This is a genomic window from Sulfurovum xiamenensis, from assembly GCF_030347995.1.
In the GTDB taxonomy this organism is placed as follows: Bacteria; Campylobacterota; Campylobacteria; order Campylobacterales; family Sulfurovaceae; genus Sulfurovum; species Sulfurovum xiamenensis.
Genome location: NZ_JAQIBC010000009.1, coordinates 1 through 14,857 on the forward strand (window position 1 = coordinate 1; position 14,857 = coordinate 14,857).

Annotated in this window: 15 protein-coding genes and 1 tRNA gene; 4 read left to right on the forward strand and 12 right to left on the reverse strand. The window is 37.2% G+C overall.

The window, feature by feature from the left end; all coding sequences use genetic code 11:
- Positions 1 to 64 precede the first annotated feature (64 nt).
- The 5 genes from PF327_RS09780 to PF327_RS09800 form a co-directional block, all read right to left on the reverse strand.
- Entirely contained in the window at positions 65 to 775 is a 711-nt protein-coding gene (locus tag PF327_RS09780) for a 2-oxoacid:ferredoxin oxidoreductase subunit gamma family protein (RefSeq protein WP_008242036.1), read from the reverse strand.
- A gap of 1 nt (position 776) precedes the next feature.
- On the reverse strand, positions 777 to 1,673 hold the full coding sequence (locus PF327_RS09785) for a thiamine pyrophosphate-dependent enzyme (RefSeq protein WP_008242032.1): 897 nt from the start codon (positions 1,671 to 1,673) through the stop codon (positions 777 to 779).
- Positions 1,674 to 1,685: 12 nt separating this feature from the next.
- Complete coding sequence (locus PF327_RS09790; protein WP_289402386.1) at positions 1,686 to 2,870, reverse strand: transketolase C-terminal domain-containing protein; 1,185 nt, start codon at positions 2,868 to 2,870, stop codon at positions 1,686 to 1,688.
- A 12-nt stretch (positions 2,871 to 2,882) separates the two neighbouring features.
- Positions 2,883 to 3,596 carry a carbon monoxide dehydrogenase beta subunit family protein gene (locus tag PF327_RS09795; RefSeq protein WP_008242028.1) on the reverse strand — a complete coding sequence of 238 codons (714 nt, stop codon included), beginning with the start codon at positions 3,594 to 3,596 and terminating at the stop codon, positions 2,883 to 2,885.
- A 554-nt stretch (positions 3,597 to 4,150) separates the two neighbouring features.
- Positions 4,151 to 4,426, reverse strand: coding sequence for a GNAT family N-acetyltransferase (locus PF327_RS09800; protein ID WP_008242026.1), 276 nt, complete (start codon positions 4,424 to 4,426; stop codon positions 4,151 to 4,153).
- 261 nt (positions 4,427 to 4,687) lie between these two features.
- On the opposite strand from PF327_RS09800, the gene PF327_RS09805 reads away from it, so the two are divergent.
- On the forward strand, positions 4,688 to 5,275 hold the full coding sequence (locus PF327_RS09805) for a hypothetical protein (RefSeq protein WP_289402388.1): 588 nt from the start codon (positions 4,688 to 4,690) through the stop codon (positions 5,273 to 5,275).
- Between the two features lie 62 nt (positions 5,276 to 5,337).
- Here PF327_RS09805 and PF327_RS09810 read toward each other — a convergent pair whose 3' ends face one another.
- From PF327_RS09810 to PF327_RS09825, 4 genes are all read right to left on the reverse strand, one after another.
- On the reverse strand, positions 5,338 to 5,778 hold the full coding sequence (locus PF327_RS09810) for a hypothetical protein (protein WP_008242017.1): 441 nt from the start codon (positions 5,776 to 5,778) through the stop codon (positions 5,338 to 5,340).
- Between the two features lie 252 nt (positions 5,779 to 6,030).
- Positions 6,031 to 6,498 (reverse strand): hypothetical protein, encoded by a 468-nt coding sequence (locus PF327_RS09815; protein WP_008242008.1) that lies wholly within the window; start codon positions 6,496 to 6,498, stop codon positions 6,031 to 6,033.
- A 2-nt stretch (positions 6,499 to 6,500) separates the two neighbouring features.
- Positions 6,501 to 6,950, reverse strand: coding sequence for an MOSC domain-containing protein (locus PF327_RS09820; RefSeq protein WP_289402389.1), 450 nt, complete (start codon positions 6,948 to 6,950; stop codon positions 6,501 to 6,503).
- A gap of 153 nt (positions 6,951 to 7,103) precedes the next feature.
- Complete coding sequence (locus tag PF327_RS09825; protein ID WP_289402390.1) at positions 7,104 to 8,720, reverse strand: cation:proton antiporter domain-containing protein; 1,617 nt, start codon at positions 8,718 to 8,720, stop codon at positions 7,104 to 7,106.
- Between the two features lie 648 nt (positions 8,721 to 9,368).
- Between PF327_RS09825 and PF327_RS09830 the strand changes: the two genes are divergently transcribed.
- On the forward strand, positions 9,369 to 10,172 hold the full coding sequence (locus tag PF327_RS09830) for a hypothetical protein (protein ID WP_289402391.1): 804 nt from the start codon (positions 9,369 to 9,371) through the stop codon (positions 10,170 to 10,172).
- A gap of 304 nt (positions 10,173 to 10,476) precedes the next feature.
- On the opposite strand, the gene PF327_RS09835 is transcribed toward PF327_RS09830, so the two are convergent.
- Both PF327_RS09835 and PF327_RS09840 read right to left on the reverse strand, forming a co-directional pair.
- Positions 10,477 to 10,553, reverse strand: a tRNA-Met gene (locus tag PF327_RS09835).
- Between the two features lie 9 nt (positions 10,554 to 10,562).
- Complete coding sequence (locus PF327_RS09840; RefSeq protein WP_008242005.1) at positions 10,563 to 11,699, reverse strand: FtsW/RodA/SpoVE family cell cycle protein; 1,137 nt, start codon at positions 11,697 to 11,699, stop codon at positions 10,563 to 10,565.
- A 54-nt stretch (positions 11,700 to 11,753) separates the two neighbouring features.
- Here PF327_RS09840 and pgeF point away from each other — a divergent pair, with 54 nt between their 5' ends.
- Positions 11,754 to 12,527, forward strand: coding sequence for a peptidoglycan editing factor PgeF (gene pgeF / locus PF327_RS09845; RefSeq protein WP_289402393.1), 774 nt, complete (start codon positions 11,754 to 11,756; stop codon positions 12,525 to 12,527).
- Between the two features lie 85 nt (positions 12,528 to 12,612).
- The gene (locus PF327_RS09850; RefSeq protein ID WP_289402394.1) at positions 12,613 to 13,068 is read left to right on the forward strand and encodes a hypothetical protein; all 456 of its coding nucleotides are present in this window, start codon (positions 12,613 to 12,615) and stop codon (positions 13,066 to 13,068) included.
- A gap of 249 nt (positions 13,069 to 13,317) precedes the next feature.
- On the opposite strand, the gene PF327_RS09855 is transcribed toward PF327_RS09850, so the two are convergent.
- Complete coding sequence (locus tag PF327_RS09855) at positions 13,318 to 14,589, reverse strand: hypothetical protein (protein ID WP_289402396.1); 1,272 nt, start codon at positions 14,587 to 14,589, stop codon at positions 13,318 to 13,320.
- Between the last annotated feature and the right edge of the window lie 268 nt (positions 14,590 to 14,857).

A 14,857-nucleotide genomic window follows, 5' to 3' on the forward strand; every position in this document is an offset into this window, starting at 1 on the left:
ACATTTATATTCAGCACATTTGTCTGCGTCTACTTTTGCTACATAATACATTTATTTCCCTTCCTTATACGTCAAATCTGACAATTAGTTCTGAACCAGAGATATCTACTTGATCAGCCATCTCGAAAGTTTTATTGATAACTTCCATGTTTTTAGCAAGTAATTCTTCTTTTTTCTTAAACTTTTTCTCAATAGCAGAATCCAGCATTGCTGTACCACCAGAAGAAACGAATGAAGTTCCTAAGAATCTTTCTTTTACCGCTGCTTCGATGTTTTCTGTTGTTACAAGTTTTGTAAGACCAAGAAGCATACCCATCATTGCCATGTTCGTAGCAAGTTCAGTACCAGCAATGTCAAGTGCCAATTTTGTTGCATCAAATTGTACAACAGTTGCATTAAGATCTTCAAGAACTTTAATATCGTCTTCGTTAAGAACATCAAAGTCAGTATTGATAATGATCAAACTGTTTGGTTTTAGACCTGTATAGAAAGGCATTGTATATGATTTACCATGAGTAACAACTTGTGAATGGTAGATCATAATAATATCAGGGTAAACAACTTCACCCACTTCATAAATAGGCTCTGAAGAAGCTCTTACGTACGCTTCAACAGGTGCCATTCTTTTTTCAGATCCAAAGAATGGTACCAAAGATGCATATTTACCCGCGTTATCCATAGTAGAACCAAGGATGTGAGCAGTTGTTACAACACCCTGCCCACCTAGTCCTGAAATCCTAATATTATATCGTTCTTTTTTCTTTTGCTCAGCCATATTAAACCACCTCTGCTTTTTTTGCTCTTTTTGCTGCTTTTTCTTCAGCTTCTACACGATCAATTACAGCTTTAGCTTCATCAGTCATGTACTCTTCGAATTGGAATCTTGTTTTCTCTTTCTCTTTTGCATCCGCAAATACATCTTCTGTAGGGATAGAGTACTCAATGTTACATGAAGTATATGCATGAACAAATGTAGGACCAACTTCTCTAGCAACAAAGATCGCTCTTCTGATCACTTTTGCAGCTTTCTTGATGTTTGTTGGAGAAAGTCTTACTGTATACACACAACCAGCAGCTTGCGCCAATGCTGTTGCAGGCATTTTCTCACCTTTTTTACCAAGTGGAGCCATCTTAAGGATTGCACCTTTAGGAGACATACCAGACTCTTGTCCACCAGTGTTTCCGTAAACTTCGTTATCAAGCATGATCGTTGTGAATTTTTCACCACGGATCCATGAGTGCATAGTCATAGAGAAACCGATATCCATAGTACCACCGTCACCAGCGATAGTGATAACATCTTTGTGTTTCTCAGGGAAACGTAATCTGAATGCACGTGTAAGACCAGAAGCCATAGCATTTTGGTCACCGTAGTTACCATAGATAAATGGAACAGCTGCTTGAGAAATAGCCAAACGACCACATCCTGCTGTACCTAATGTTACAGTCTCTTCAGGTTGTGGTAATGAAGCGAAGATCAATCTAATGAAATACGCCATCCAACAACCAGAACACATTGGGTGTTCTTCCATCAACTCTTTAAACTGACCCATATTTCCTGGACCAGCTTCATCTTGAGTCTTTCCAAACGGACCGTAGTCAACTAACTCAACATAATCTTTTGGTAAATATTTTTTAAATCTCTCTGCTGGAGTTATATATTTTAAGCTCATTTTATCCCCTTTTTATAGTTTTAGATCGTACTCTAGACCAAGAGCAGTGTGAATTTCTTTCATGATCAATTCCACTGGAAGTGTCATACCACCATATACTCTTGGACCTTCTACAACAATTCCACCATTTGGAATAGCTGCTTTAACTTCTTTACATAACCAACCAATGATGTTGTGCTCAGGAACGATTACCGCTTTAGCATTTTTCAATGCATCTCTGATCTCTTGAGTTGGGAATGGTCTGATTGCTTTTACTTTAACGAAACCAACACTTAGTCCATCTTCTTGAGCGTATCTGTGTGCTTCTCTACATTGTGCTGCAGCACAACCAGAACCAAGTACAAATACATCTGCTTCAGGGTTTTGAACTTCGATAGGCCCACCAAGGTACTCATAGATATATTTCATCGCACGTTGGTTTGAATCCCAGATCTCTTGCTGCCATACTGAGTGAATCAAGTAAGACATGAAGTTTGACTTTTGAACTGGAGCATCACGCTGGATTCTAGCTGGTGGAGTTTCATTATCCATAGCTGGAACCGGTGCTGCAACTGGATCAAAGTCATTTAGACAAAGATCATCAGATGTCATATTAACATAACCCTTAGCGTGCGTTACGAAGAAACCTTCTGTTGCAACAGCTACTGGAATATAAACATCAACTTTTTCAGTGATAGCAAATGCTGCCAATGTATAGTCGAATGTATCTTGCTGGTTTTCAGCATGAAGCATTACAGCACCACAGTGCATCATGTATGCCATTTCGATGTTATCTGGCTGAATTGACAACGGTGCATTTACAACACGAGTCAAGATACCAAGTACAGCTGGAACTCTGTGTCCAGACCATGATACAATCGCCTCTAGACCTCTAAGAAGTCCTGGTCCTGATGTCGCTGTAAATAGACGAACACCTGCTCTTGCCGCACCAGCGATCGCTGACATAGTACCAAGCTCTTCTTCAGCTCTGTAGTACTCTTTAATGTGACCTTGTGCATAAATATCACCAACAAGGTGCATTACCTCTGATTGTGGTGTAATAGGATAAGCAATCGCCATATCAACGTTTGCTCTTTTAACAGCTTCCGCCATCGCCTGTGCACCTGTAATAAAGTGTTGCTCTCTTGGAGCCTCTTTTAATATATAATTTATATCTGCTTTTTGTTTTTCTAATTGTGGTCTTTGACTTGCATCCATTGATTTTCTCCTTTATTCAACGTCAGTAACATGCTCACCTTTTTTGGTCATGATGAGACTTCTATACTCGCCATAATCAGCTGGTGATAATGTTGCATAATCTTCTTTTTCTAAAGATGGATTTTCAGGTGGTAGAGTAGTTTCCCACTCAATGCCTAATTTGTTTCTTTCTTCAATTACGATCTCTTTGAACTTTTGAATGTCTGATGCATGGAGATCTCTAATAGATGCCATTGCTTCTTCATGTCCCATATAAGCACATAATGCTGTAGTATAACAATCAGTACCAGCACGGATCATTCTAAGTGAAAGGTTTGCGTAGTGACAATGCACACCAACAAAAATACAAGCTTTGATTCTGTTATCTAAGATTGTTAGATTTGGGTGATTTGGATTGATTTCAGCCTTAACATCAATTTTTGGATATTTTGGTCTGTAATCTGGCATTGGAATAATTTTACAGTTTGGAATCTCAGATGCAAGATCTAAAATAGCTGCAGCTTTTTCCGCAACATCATCTTTCCAGTCCCATAAAACTTGTGGTCCAGGGAAGATTGTTGGGTTGTCTCTTGTGAGTAATGCTCTAGCAGCATCTCTCATTGCCTCTTCAGGCGTGACAACATTACCATAAAGTAAAGCTTCACCCTCTTTTGGAAGCTCTACCCCCATTGCCGGTGCTGACTGTGGCATATACCCAGCAGGACCTTCTGTTACGATTTTCGTCATAGTTGACTCCTTATATGTATGAAGTTTCGAAAAATACACCAAAAGTGTATTAAAACATTTTTAGGTTCCAGTGTATTAAACATTTAAAATTCATTATCAGTAGATATAAAGTTTTTCAAAAAGAACATACACAATAGGTACATTCAAAGAAAAACATGAATTTGTGTCTTATAGTATCCAATATAATTTAAATAAAGAAGATAAGACCACGAATAAACGGTATACTTATCAAAAATAGTTACCATATGATGCAGATATTAGTCAAATAGTTACCATATGATGCATAAGTCATAGGTAGAAGTGATAAAAGTCATTCATAAAATAAAGTAAAAAGAGATATCTGTATCGTTTAATGATGATACTCTTCTCATGCATCTATAGTAAGTAACCATATGTATTAGTATGAGGTTATAGAGGTAGAATAAAAAGAGTTGAATGGGGATGTTGCCACTTCTGGTGGCAGTTTTAGTTATTGATCCTATCTTAGTAAGAACATGAGAAGGATATAGTTGTGAATAAGTCTAAATCTCTGTAGACCTATTCATAGGATCTGTCTATGCAAATAGATCACTTTTTTCTGGGTTTTTTTCCTGATACTTAACGATATATGAACATTTAGCTACAGCTTTTTTATTGGCTTTTCTGATCTCTTCTAGTACATCTTCTAAAAGCGTCTTAGCAAGACCTTGACCTGCTAATGCTTCTGGTACTTGAGTCTCTGTCAAATGCATATTTCCATTTTGATCATCATACGTAATATATGCGATATGGTCATCTATATGGTATTCATATTTACATTCATCTTCATTGTGAATTAGTGTATTGGACATGATATCTTCCTTTTATTTTTTGCGTATTTTATCATTTTTTTCTCTGCAATTTATTAAATAGCTCTATTTGTAGATTTTTAGCCTATTTTCAGACCTGTCAATTATCTATTGAATGATCCCTCTGAAACTCTTTTATCCCTTTGTATATTTGGTACCATTATCTTCCAGTGAAGTTGATTTCATACCTGAAATTCATTCTTTAATTTGCAATTAAAAAACTAATGCTAGAATACACAAAAATCATGATGGGGTATTAATCATATGGATGATAAAAATACAAAGCGTTATTTAGAATTACAAATGGAAGAGCTTAAAGCTGCACATGCAGATGCAGTTGAAGAGAATTCTGCTCCCAAAAACAACGATAAAGTGAACAGTAAAAATGCTGAGATCGCAAAAATGTATGAAGATGCAGCAGAATATGAAGCAAACTTAAAAGGTTTTGAAGAGGAGTTGGAAATCGTCAATGCCAATGCGCTTAAAGATATCGCTGCAGCATTGATCCAAAAGTTTCCAAACGAAGAGAGAGATTATGCGCAAGAGTTAAAAAGCATATTGGAAACGGGTTGGACACATCTTGTAGAGGTCGAAAAAACACATCCGAAAGAGCAATTAGAGTTGATCAAAGAAACAGAGTTTGGTGATGTTGTGGAAAAATTAAATGCTGCGTATCCAGAGTATAGCGGTGATTTTGAAGCGGATGTGAGAAACTTTTTGGTAAAAAGATGGGAAAATCTCATCGCAATTACACAAGAGCATATCAAACAAGAGCTCGCAGAGATCAAAACGACAGGTCTTAAACCAAAATATGTAAAAAGGGTGTATGAGCAATTTCATGGAATTGCTTAGTAAGCATGGCAGGCTAAAAATAAAATTTTAGCCTGAAGAGAATCTCTTAACGAGATTCTCTTTTAGCCCATCTCTACAGAATCTATCTCTGTTTTAAATTGTTCAATAGAGAAAGTAACTAGATTAGCTATCGCTTTTGCTGTATTGTTTAGATATGTAGGTGTTAAACGGATTTTACGTGTTGGTTTTGTGTATTCACTCACAACATATGTCACTAAAATATAAGGATCTCCAGAAATATCACAACTGTCTGATGTTGTCGCTACATCAGGTATACAATATTCAATATCGATATCTGGGTCTACCATCACATTATTCACAAGTGATACAACTGCTTCCAATTTCTCTTTAGTTTCTTGTTCCGTTGCAATGTCTTCTGGATTATTCAAAAGTGCGGAAATTTTTTCCAGTTTCTCTTTAATTTCTTTATCCAATACTGTTTCTTCCGGATCATTCATAAGTGCTACAATTTCTTCCAATTTAGCTTTGATTTCATTTCTCATTACAATTCTTCTCCTAAAATTATATAGCTGATCATTATCAATGAAAAGCATGAAGATATGATAGTATTTTTTTCTTAGAAAACTCTATCAAATCCCATACTTCAATTGTATCATAATAAAACGGAAGTATGTACAAAAAATGACAAAAAGTCCTCTAAAAAAGGGAAATTATCAGTAAAACGTTTCATGAGGGGATCAAGATAAATGATGATGACGAATAAAGAAATATGTTATCTCATCATTTCATTTTTTTTATTTTGCCTGAAAGGGAACTTCATCTAAAGAAAACGCTTTCAACCTATCGATGATCCATTGATGTTCACTGGAGTTTTCATTGAAATAGAGAAATATCCCTCCCCCATCTTCTTCATTTTGTATCAATATGCTCTCTTCGCTTTCCAACTCCCAGGCACTCAAAGATCCATATTCTACATACGATTTTTGTATCACATAGCTTTGCAGTGTGATCTCTTTCTCCAAAGAGTAAAAAAGAAATCTTTTTGAAGCAACATCCTCTATCTTTACTGGCGTAGCAGAGTGTAAATGATGTATGGTATATCCAAAGTGCTCTAAAAGTTCAGATAAAAAACCCTGAGTCCAAGTAAGTACTTGTTTCATACATTTGGTGGTTGCAGGATCTTTATTGTCTCTATCCAAATAGGAAGTATTATAATCTTTACAGATATTGCTATAGTCTATGCCGATACCTATTTTTTTCATATTTAGGCCTCTTTTATCACGCTGACTTCATCTCCAACTTCGATTCTTCCATAATCTATTGGAATGATGAAAAGACCACGGTTTCCTTGAATGAGTTCTGGAAGCTCAGGGGCAAAGGCGTAAAGATATCGATAATCTTCACACGGTCCTTGCACTTCAAACATGATTTCTCCTATCTCAATGATCGATCCTTTTTTCAGATGATAGAGGTCAACATCTACATAAATATCTTCCATCAAAAGGCCTCGTTCAAAAACAAGTTCTGCTTCTTCTATAATGTCATAACTCTTTTTTGAGACAAGAACCATCGGACGTTCAGTTCCATTTTCATAGTCCCTACTTCCCATGATACCATTTTCATCACACTCCATGTCTTCAACCCTCATACGGTGACCAGATCGCATCATATCGGGCATCGTCATATATAACGATAATACTTTTCCACTTGTCATCTATTATCCTTTTTTATAATCATACAAATTTTGTGTGATACTAGCATAATTTATCTGTAATCTCATTACTTTTATAAATAAGACCAATAAAACACTAAGCTACTTGGTGATTTGGAGACCTAAAAAGATACTTGTCTGTTCTTACGTTCTCATCTATTTCTGATGCTTTAACGAAAGCTCCACAAGACGTGAGGATAACTCGTGGTTTGAATCGACAAAATCAATATTACGCATCACTTGGAAATGCTGTCTCTCCTCATCGGTATCGACTTTTATGATGATATTAGCCTCGCTGTAATAGTCTATGACTGCTTGACTGATAAGGTCTTTCGTATGTTCATCCTGCATCGTAATAATAATACCGGAACTCTCTTCCACCTTCAGTGACTCCATAACGGGACGTTTGTTCAAGTGTCCAAAATACGCAAGGAAATTGATTCTTCTTGCCAACAAAACATGTTGTAAATTGTCTGAGATAATAATAAAATCGATGTTTTTGGCATAAAGCTCTTTGGCAACAGCTCTTCCCAGCGTACCGAACCCCACGATAATAATGTGATTTTTCTTATCGATCGGGGTAATCACATCAGATTCATAAAACTCTTTTTCGAAATAGGAAGAGAGTTTATAGATATTGTTGAGTACAAACGGGGTGACGATCATAGATACAAAGGTGACTAAAAATAAAAAGTTTGCCATATCGTGTGTGATCAGTTGCTTCATTGCAGCCAGATCAAATACGACAAAAGAGAAACCTCCTATCTGTGCTAAAGCAAGTGCTGTTTTCATAGAGGTATTGGTATCTGATTTTCTTCTGATAATGAGATAGATGACCCCCATTTTTACCAAAGAGACCAATGCGAAAATAAAGAAAACCATATGAAGGTTTGAAAAGAGATAAACGATGTCAATCTTTGTCCCCACACTAAAAAAGAAGACACTTAAAAGCAGATCCTTGTAACTTAAGATATCTGATTCTACCTTAATGGTATATTTCGTATCAGCGATCAGAACACCGGCTATAAAGGCTCCAAGAGAGTATGTAAAGCCTATAGAGTGCATCAATACTGCCATACCCAGTACAATGGTAAAAATAGCCCCAAGAAAGATCTCTTCCAGTTGTGTTCTTGCTGCGAACTTCAGTATCGTATCAACGATCTTATCACCCACATAGCGAATAAACAGGACTATGAACACAAGTGCCAACACCGTTTTCAATATCACATCCATAATAGACATATCTGTTCCTGATGCGCCATAAGATAGAAAGGTGATCAGCAGCAAAATAGGAATGACTGATATATCTTGAAAGATCAAAATACCGACCGATTTTTTCCCATACGGCGTGTAGATATCTTTAGACTCTTTCAGATACGGAAGCACAATTGCCGTTGAGGATAATGAGAATGCCAGCGCAATAATAATAGAACTTGTAACATTTAAGTTAAACGCATAAAAAGCCAAAGGGAAAAAGAAGAGTACACTTAAAAAAAGCTGCAAAGCTCCGTTAATAAGCAGTGTCTCTTTCATTTTTTTGATCTTCTCAAAACTGAGTTCCAAGCCGATGGTAAACATTAAAAAGACGATACCAAACTCCCCTACCAATTCAAGAGAGTCTATTTTCAGGGTATTAAAATCAAAAAGATAACTAATGATCGTACCCGTAAAAATATAGCCAAGTATATGCGAAATATTTTGTCTTTTGAATATGATGTTGAGTAGTGTTGCAATGAAAATCGTTGCAAAAATTGCTAATAATAAAGTTTCCATGCGCAATTATAATCAGAAATTTTATGCTTAGTATCAAAAAATTGTATATAAATTAGACATTAAAGACGTAATACACAAAGTGACATGATAAAAATGCAAACAAAATAAGGATTTTAGGGGGATTAAGTGGTGGGTCGGGGGAGACTCGAACTCCCGACCACTCGGTTATGAGTCACATTTATATAAATCTATTATAATCTATATACACCTCTAAAGACCTATATCCTTTACTTTAGTTGCTACATAGATCTATATTTATCTACCTATTTATACAAAAGGGGACACCTAAGGGGACACCCAAAGAGTTATGTATTTATCATTATAATATATTAGATTATAAAGTTTTCATTTTGTAAATTATTACATAAAGATTGATAATCCCCTCCCTCTAAAAAAATAACAGAGCATTATGTCATTTATTTCCAGTATCTGATAGATTATCATATTTCTTGAAATAACTAAACATTTTTTGTATACTACTAATATTTCAAAAAGGGGAATGAGGGCATTCTGTTCCTCTAATAAATAATTATGTTCTATACATTTGTTAAAATTTTACCGCCAACAATTGCTGTAAATGCTTTTTATCTACTGCTCATTTTAGGATATATCTTTCGCTTCCTATTTCAGTCAATATATGGAGCTTTAGTGATAGCTATGTTGGCATACTGGTATGCAGATACCTTTACTAAAATTGATCCATTTAGTCTAAAAGAATTAATTAACTGGGTAAGCACCTTAAAACTAGAATATAAGGTCGCACTAATTTCGTCTGGGGTAACAATCGCTGGTTTTGCCATAGCGTTCCATACCGCTACAATAAACTGGCGTGCACAAATGCGTGCACAGATGATGCTACAGGTATCTGGAGAAGTCGAAAATTTCTTTTCAACAGTATCCCGTAACATTAGTACTGCTAAGTTTTACGTAAAGTCACTAGTAGAGGCTGCAAATAAAATACAAAATGGTGCACCTACTAATGAAGCGGAATTTTTATTATATTACAATCAAAAAGAACAACAAAAATTTCTACATGCACAAAGCTTTCTTTCTGAAGCATCAGTTGAAGTACATAGAATAATCTCAAAGAACTTCAACCCTTTGGTAAGTCACTGGGGAGTACTAAATAGTGCGCAAGAATCTGCAAAAGCTTTAACAAAAGTTTCTGAAAAAATGTATGTAAGACTTCCAATTATCGATCTCAATGATCCGCAACGAGTACAGAGATTCATCAATAATCTAAATGTAGCAGAGTGCGAAGAATTTATCGAAACTTGTGAGCAAAGTCAGACTGTGATAAGTGGACTTATTGGTGGAATTAATGGGCAACTCACATCAACAGTCTTAGGGTTTAACCTTCCAATGTTTAGTCACAGCTTAAGTAAGAGAAAGGAGTTCAGGAAAGTGGTAGAAAAATTTCATCAAGCTCTAAATGAGGGGAATGAACAATAAAAGGTCTTTCCTTCATTATCTTTATTAACCATTTTCATGGCTTTATTTCCTATTACAAACGTTCTAATAAATCTTCAACATTTTAAATAAATTCAAGTAGGAATTTTTATTAGTAGGTCTACCAGCGACTATGTTATTGTAGATGATGTATTCTAAGAACTGGACTAATGACACATTTTATTTTCAAAAAAAGGGGGACACCCAAGGGGGACACCCAACAAAAAATTATCAAAATTTTATATTATTAAAAAATCTTAAAAGCTCTGAAACGTCGTGTTTTAGGGGGATTTATTGAGGTAATAAGTGGTGGGTCGGGGGAGACTCGAACTCCCGACCACTCGGTTATGAGCCGAGTGCTCTAACCAACTGAGCTACCGACCCGTAAGAGCGCTATAGTTGGTCTTTGGAAATCATAGTGATTTTCGCGTCAGAATTATATCTACTGTAGTCTTTAAATGCAATTAAATTTTGTAAAATTCCAAAAATTACAGCAAATATAATAAATGAGGTCCCTCCATGGCTGAACATAGGCAGAGGGAGCCCTACTACAGGGGCTAGACCGATAACCATATAGATATTGACACCCATATAGACAAAGAATAAAAATGCCAATCCTGAGGCAAAAGCTTTGATCAGATAATCGGTGGCATACTTGGCTGAAATATAGAGTAAGTTAAAGATGAGAAACATATAAAGTACAATCACAGTGATCATTCCTTTGAAACCAAATCTTTCCCCCAAATAAGCAAAAATGAAATCTGTAGAAGAGACGGGAAGGAACTTCAGTTGCGTTTGTGTCGCCTCTTCTTTGCTTTTCCCTTCGACTCCACCTGAACCGATGGCAATCAGCGCTTGTCTTACATGGTAGCTTGGTTTCCCGATAAAGTCCGTCACACGCTTTTTTTGATAGGGTTTGAGTTGACTGTAAAGCAGTGGTGCACTAAGCCCAAGAATGATAACTATCGAAACCCATATTTTCCAGTTAATGCCTACTACAAACAATACACCATAGCCAGTGATGAGCAATACAAGTGCCGTACCCAGATCCGGTTCTTTAGCTATGAGTAAAAAAGGTATAATGATCACAATGGAAAGTTTAATAAAATTTAAAATCCCATACCCTTTTTCACCTGGAGGGTTCCTGCTTATAAGGTACCCAAGCATCATGATAACACTGACCTTAATGAACTCAGAAGGCTGGATGGTAATGCCTATGCCAGGGATCTCTATCCATCTTTGGGCACCTAGGATCTTTTTTCCTACAAACTCCACAGCAATAAGCAATCCTAAATTACCTAGATAAAAAATAGGAACAAACCACCAAATGATCTGTCTCCAAGGAATAAAAGCAGCAACAAGAAAGGCAATACCTGCAATGAAGTAGTAAACCATCTGCTTTGTAAACAGATATGGGTTGATCTCATTCACCAGATAGGATGAGATCACAAGAAGCGGTATGATCTGTAACACAAGGAGGTAGGAAAAATGTTTAAAGATACGTTTGTCAAAGTCCAACCATGATTCCATGCAAGTTCCCTCTATTTTTAGGGTATTATATCAAAAAGGATATAAGGTAGCATCATGCTAGATTTTTTCACATTTACGCACTTTAAAAAATCTCCTTCCCTGCTGCATGCAGTGACCACAAAGTCCAATGATCTTCCTTATACATTCAGTCTCGCTCTACATACGGGCGAAGATGCTGACAACATCATAGCTAACAGAAAGAGACTCTCTAGCCTTCTCCAAAGCAATGAACTCCTACATTATATTGTTGCCGATCAAACCCATAGTGACAATATCAAGATCATTACCCAAAAAGAGACCAAGGGATGGAAGAGTCTCTCAGATGCCATAGAAGATTGTGATGCACTGATCACAGATCTGAAAGGTGTAATGCTCAACATACTGACTGCAGACTGTGTTCCCATACTACTCTATGACGAGAAAAAAGAGGTTGTAGCGGCTGTGCATGCAGGATGGAAAGGGACCAAAGCACAGATCGCATCTAAAACGGTGCAGAAGATGGTAGAAACGTATGGCTCTGATCCAAAAGATATCATCGCAGGTGTCGCACCCTCTATAGGGCGTTGCTGCTATGAAGTAGGAGAAGAGGTTGCAGCACATTTTTCAAACATGCCTGAAGGATTTACACCTAAAGGCGAAAAATACATGCTAGACTTGCCTTTGATCAACAAACAACAGCTCTTGGATGCAGGTCTTCAAGAAAAGAACATTGAGATGAGCCATGTTTGTACTGCATGTCATGTAGAGCGGTTCTTCTCTTACAGAAAAGAGAAAGGATGCTCCGGTAGGTTCATGAGTATGATAAGTATGAAAAACAGTAAAAGATAAAGGGTTTTAAACTGCTTGTTTTCTTATCTTTGAAGAATTTTCAGAATATCCTGCAATAATTACATATCAAATAAAAAGAGAGAGAATGCATACACTTCAAATCGCAGAGTCAGTACTAGATGACTATAGAAATAATAAACTGACTGAAGAAAGAATCAATTTTTTAATCACACAAGCGAATGAACAGCTTGATGAAATATCTCAAAACAAAGAGATATATGAGAGCTTTTTAAACAAAGTTAATGCTCCCCAAAAGATAGACAATATCATACTTTGGATACTTTTGATGTCAAATGAAGATATCTGTGAGGAGTATATAGATGAATTCAATAAAGATTTTAGAGAAATAATCCCGGTGAGTGATCTAGCTGATCTATTAGTCTATGTTATTCACTTGAAAAAAATTAAAAACATTGAACTGGATGGATATGACTATTTATTGGAATATAAACATGAAGGTATAGACGAGGTAGATCAATATGCTTTTGCAAATGTCTTACTCCATGTTCAAAAATCAAAAGAAGTAGATATAGAATTTTAGAGTAAAGATACGGGTCTATGACGAATACTCTTCTTTCTCCATAATTACTAGAGATTGTATGAAATAAAAGCTTGCTTGTTCAATGATCTTCCTAACTATGTAGGAAATAAAGTGAAATGATGTGACCGTTTTAGAGAGCTAATTGTCGTAGATAAAGAAGAGGAGAAATTACGCTGCTTTTTACAGCCTGCTCAGCAGGCAGAAGCGTAACGCTCTGCGCTAATGCTGATCGTTACCCCGAAAGGGGCACTATTCGTTGATGATAATATCGATGTGAACCTGGGTAGGAGAATCGAGCACAGGAGTTGTGTATGGATTTTCTCCTTCATCTGGCACTGCGACATCACCGATAATGACGTTGCTATCCTGTCCCAGTGTGAACGTGATACGATACGCTCCCGCTGGGATATTATTTCCCGGTAGGTCCCACACGTATCCGTATACGAGGTTACCAGCCACATTGATTTCAGCTGCGAATTGACCTGGACCGTCTGGACCTCCGTCAAAAAGTGTCTGCTCATCCACCAGACCACCGAGTACCGGATCACCACCTAGTGCATCCAATCTCTCGATCTTTAGGCCGGCATAGGCGGTAAAGACAAAGGCGGTATCGACTGATGTTGTGTTTCCGTCTGTCCCGTATATCTCCATATCTTTCTCACCGTAGAGTGAAACCATATTGTAAGCCGTCATATTCGTATCCAGGGCTTTGGTGAACACCATCTCGATCCTCACGACAGATTGGGTAGTCAGTGTCTGGCTGATCAGGTTGTCACCCCATTTTGCCGTAACATTGTGCTCACCTAAGCCCGATCCGTCTATCCATTCACCCTGCCACGTGCTTATGGTCTTCTGCTTGTAGTAGGTCACGCCGCCAAGTACATAGGTCGTATTCACATCGAAGTAAGGCAGTTCCGACGCATTTTCTTCGATTACCGGGCGCAGCCCTGTGTTGTAGTCGACAAGGGAAATGTTATCTTCCGTCCACACTCCTGTAATCACTTCCTCACTGATACCTATACCATCGGCAAAGATCAACGCTGAAGCCATGTTGTTGCCGTATGCATCTACTTCACCTGTACCGCAACCAGAAAACTCAGCCTTTATTGGTAACGTACGGGTCTCCCCGCCGGCGTTCTTAGCACCAAGTACATAGTAGGTAATTACACACCTATCCAGCCCGGCATTGTCTGTGAACCCATCGGCTGTAGCCGGTAGGGAGATGAGGTGGTTCGGTGTAGTTGATGTCGAGGTGTATTTGTAAAGTTCGTAGGTGTCCACTGCACCACCTGTCGTCGGTGCCTGCCAGATCAGCTCGGCAGACAATACTCCACCCACGGCTGACGTTTGAACAGCAAAACTCGTCGGTATACCCGGAGCCTCGACAGTAGGTGTCGTCGGTGTCGTCGAAGTGGTGCCTCCGCCTCCGCCACAACCATTAACCATAATACCGAATATGATCGCAAAAAACACAGCCATTATTGAAACAAATTTCTTACTTCTTGATTGAATCATTTTCATCTAGAACTCCTTCTGGTTTTTATATGTTACATTTCTATTGTACATCTATCAATATTAATTAATAATTAAAGATTGTATAATTTTATCTTTTGAAATAAATGAAATTTAATAAATTCAAAGTCTCTGATTTGAAGCTACATCAGCTCTTATTGTGGTGAGAATAAGATTGAAGATAGGGTTAATATTTATTTAAGGAACAAAATAAAAAAGTTTACTATCAATAACTATTTAAAATAGACTTTTGATGTGGTTATCTAATATATTTCTG

Excerpts from the sequence above, each read along its gene's own strand:
- PF327_RS09825 (WP_289402390.1), bottom strand. The coding sequence starts at position 8,720 with ATGGAAACTTTATTATTAGCAATTTTTGCAACGATTTTCATTGCAACA.
- PF327_RS09795 (WP_008242028.1), bottom strand. The coding sequence starts at position 3,596 with ATGACGAAAATCGTAACAGAAGGTCCTGCTGGGTATATGCCACAGTCA.
- pgeF (WP_289402393.1), top strand. The coding sequence starts at position 11,754 with ATGCTAGATTTTTTCACATTTACGCACTTTAAAAAATCTCCTTCCCTG.
- PF327_RS09780 (WP_008242036.1), bottom strand. The coding sequence starts at position 775 with ATGGCTGAGCAAAAGAAAAAAGAACGATATAATATTAGGATTTCAGGA.
- PF327_RS09815 (WP_008242008.1), bottom strand. The coding sequence starts at position 6,498 with ATGAAAAAAATAGGTATCGGCATAGACTATAGCAATATCTGTAAAGAT.
- PF327_RS09785 (WP_008242032.1), bottom strand. The coding sequence starts at position 1,673 with ATGAGCTTAAAATATATAACTCCAGCAGAGAGATTTAAAAAATATTTA.
- PF327_RS09805 (WP_289402388.1), top strand. The coding sequence starts at position 4,688 with ATGGATGATAAAAATACAAAGCGTTATTTAGAATTACAAATGGAAGAG.
- PF327_RS09820 (WP_289402389.1), bottom strand. The coding sequence starts at position 6,950 with ATGACAAGTGGAAAAGTATTATCGTTATATATGACGATGCCCGATATG.
- PF327_RS09800 (WP_008242026.1), bottom strand. The coding sequence starts at position 4,426 with ATGTCCAATACACTAATTCACAATGAAGATGAATGTAAATATGAATAC.
- PF327_RS09840 (WP_008242005.1), bottom strand. The coding sequence starts at position 11,699 with ATGGAATCATGGTTGGACTTTGACAAACGTATCTTTAAACATTTTTCC.
- PF327_RS09850 (WP_289402394.1), top strand. The coding sequence starts at position 12,613 with ATGCATACACTTCAAATCGCAGAGTCAGTACTAGATGACTATAGAAAT.
- PF327_RS09810 (WP_008242017.1), bottom strand. The coding sequence starts at position 5,778 with ATGAGAAATGAAATCAAAGCTAAATTGGAAGAAATTGTAGCACTTATG.
- PF327_RS09855 (WP_289402396.1), bottom strand. The coding sequence starts at position 14,589 with ATGAAAATGATTCAATCAAGAAGTAAGAAATTTGTTTCAATAATGGCT.
- PF327_RS09790 (WP_289402386.1), bottom strand. The coding sequence starts at position 2,870 with ATGGATGCAAGTCAAAGACCACAATTAGAAAAACAAAAAGCAGATATA.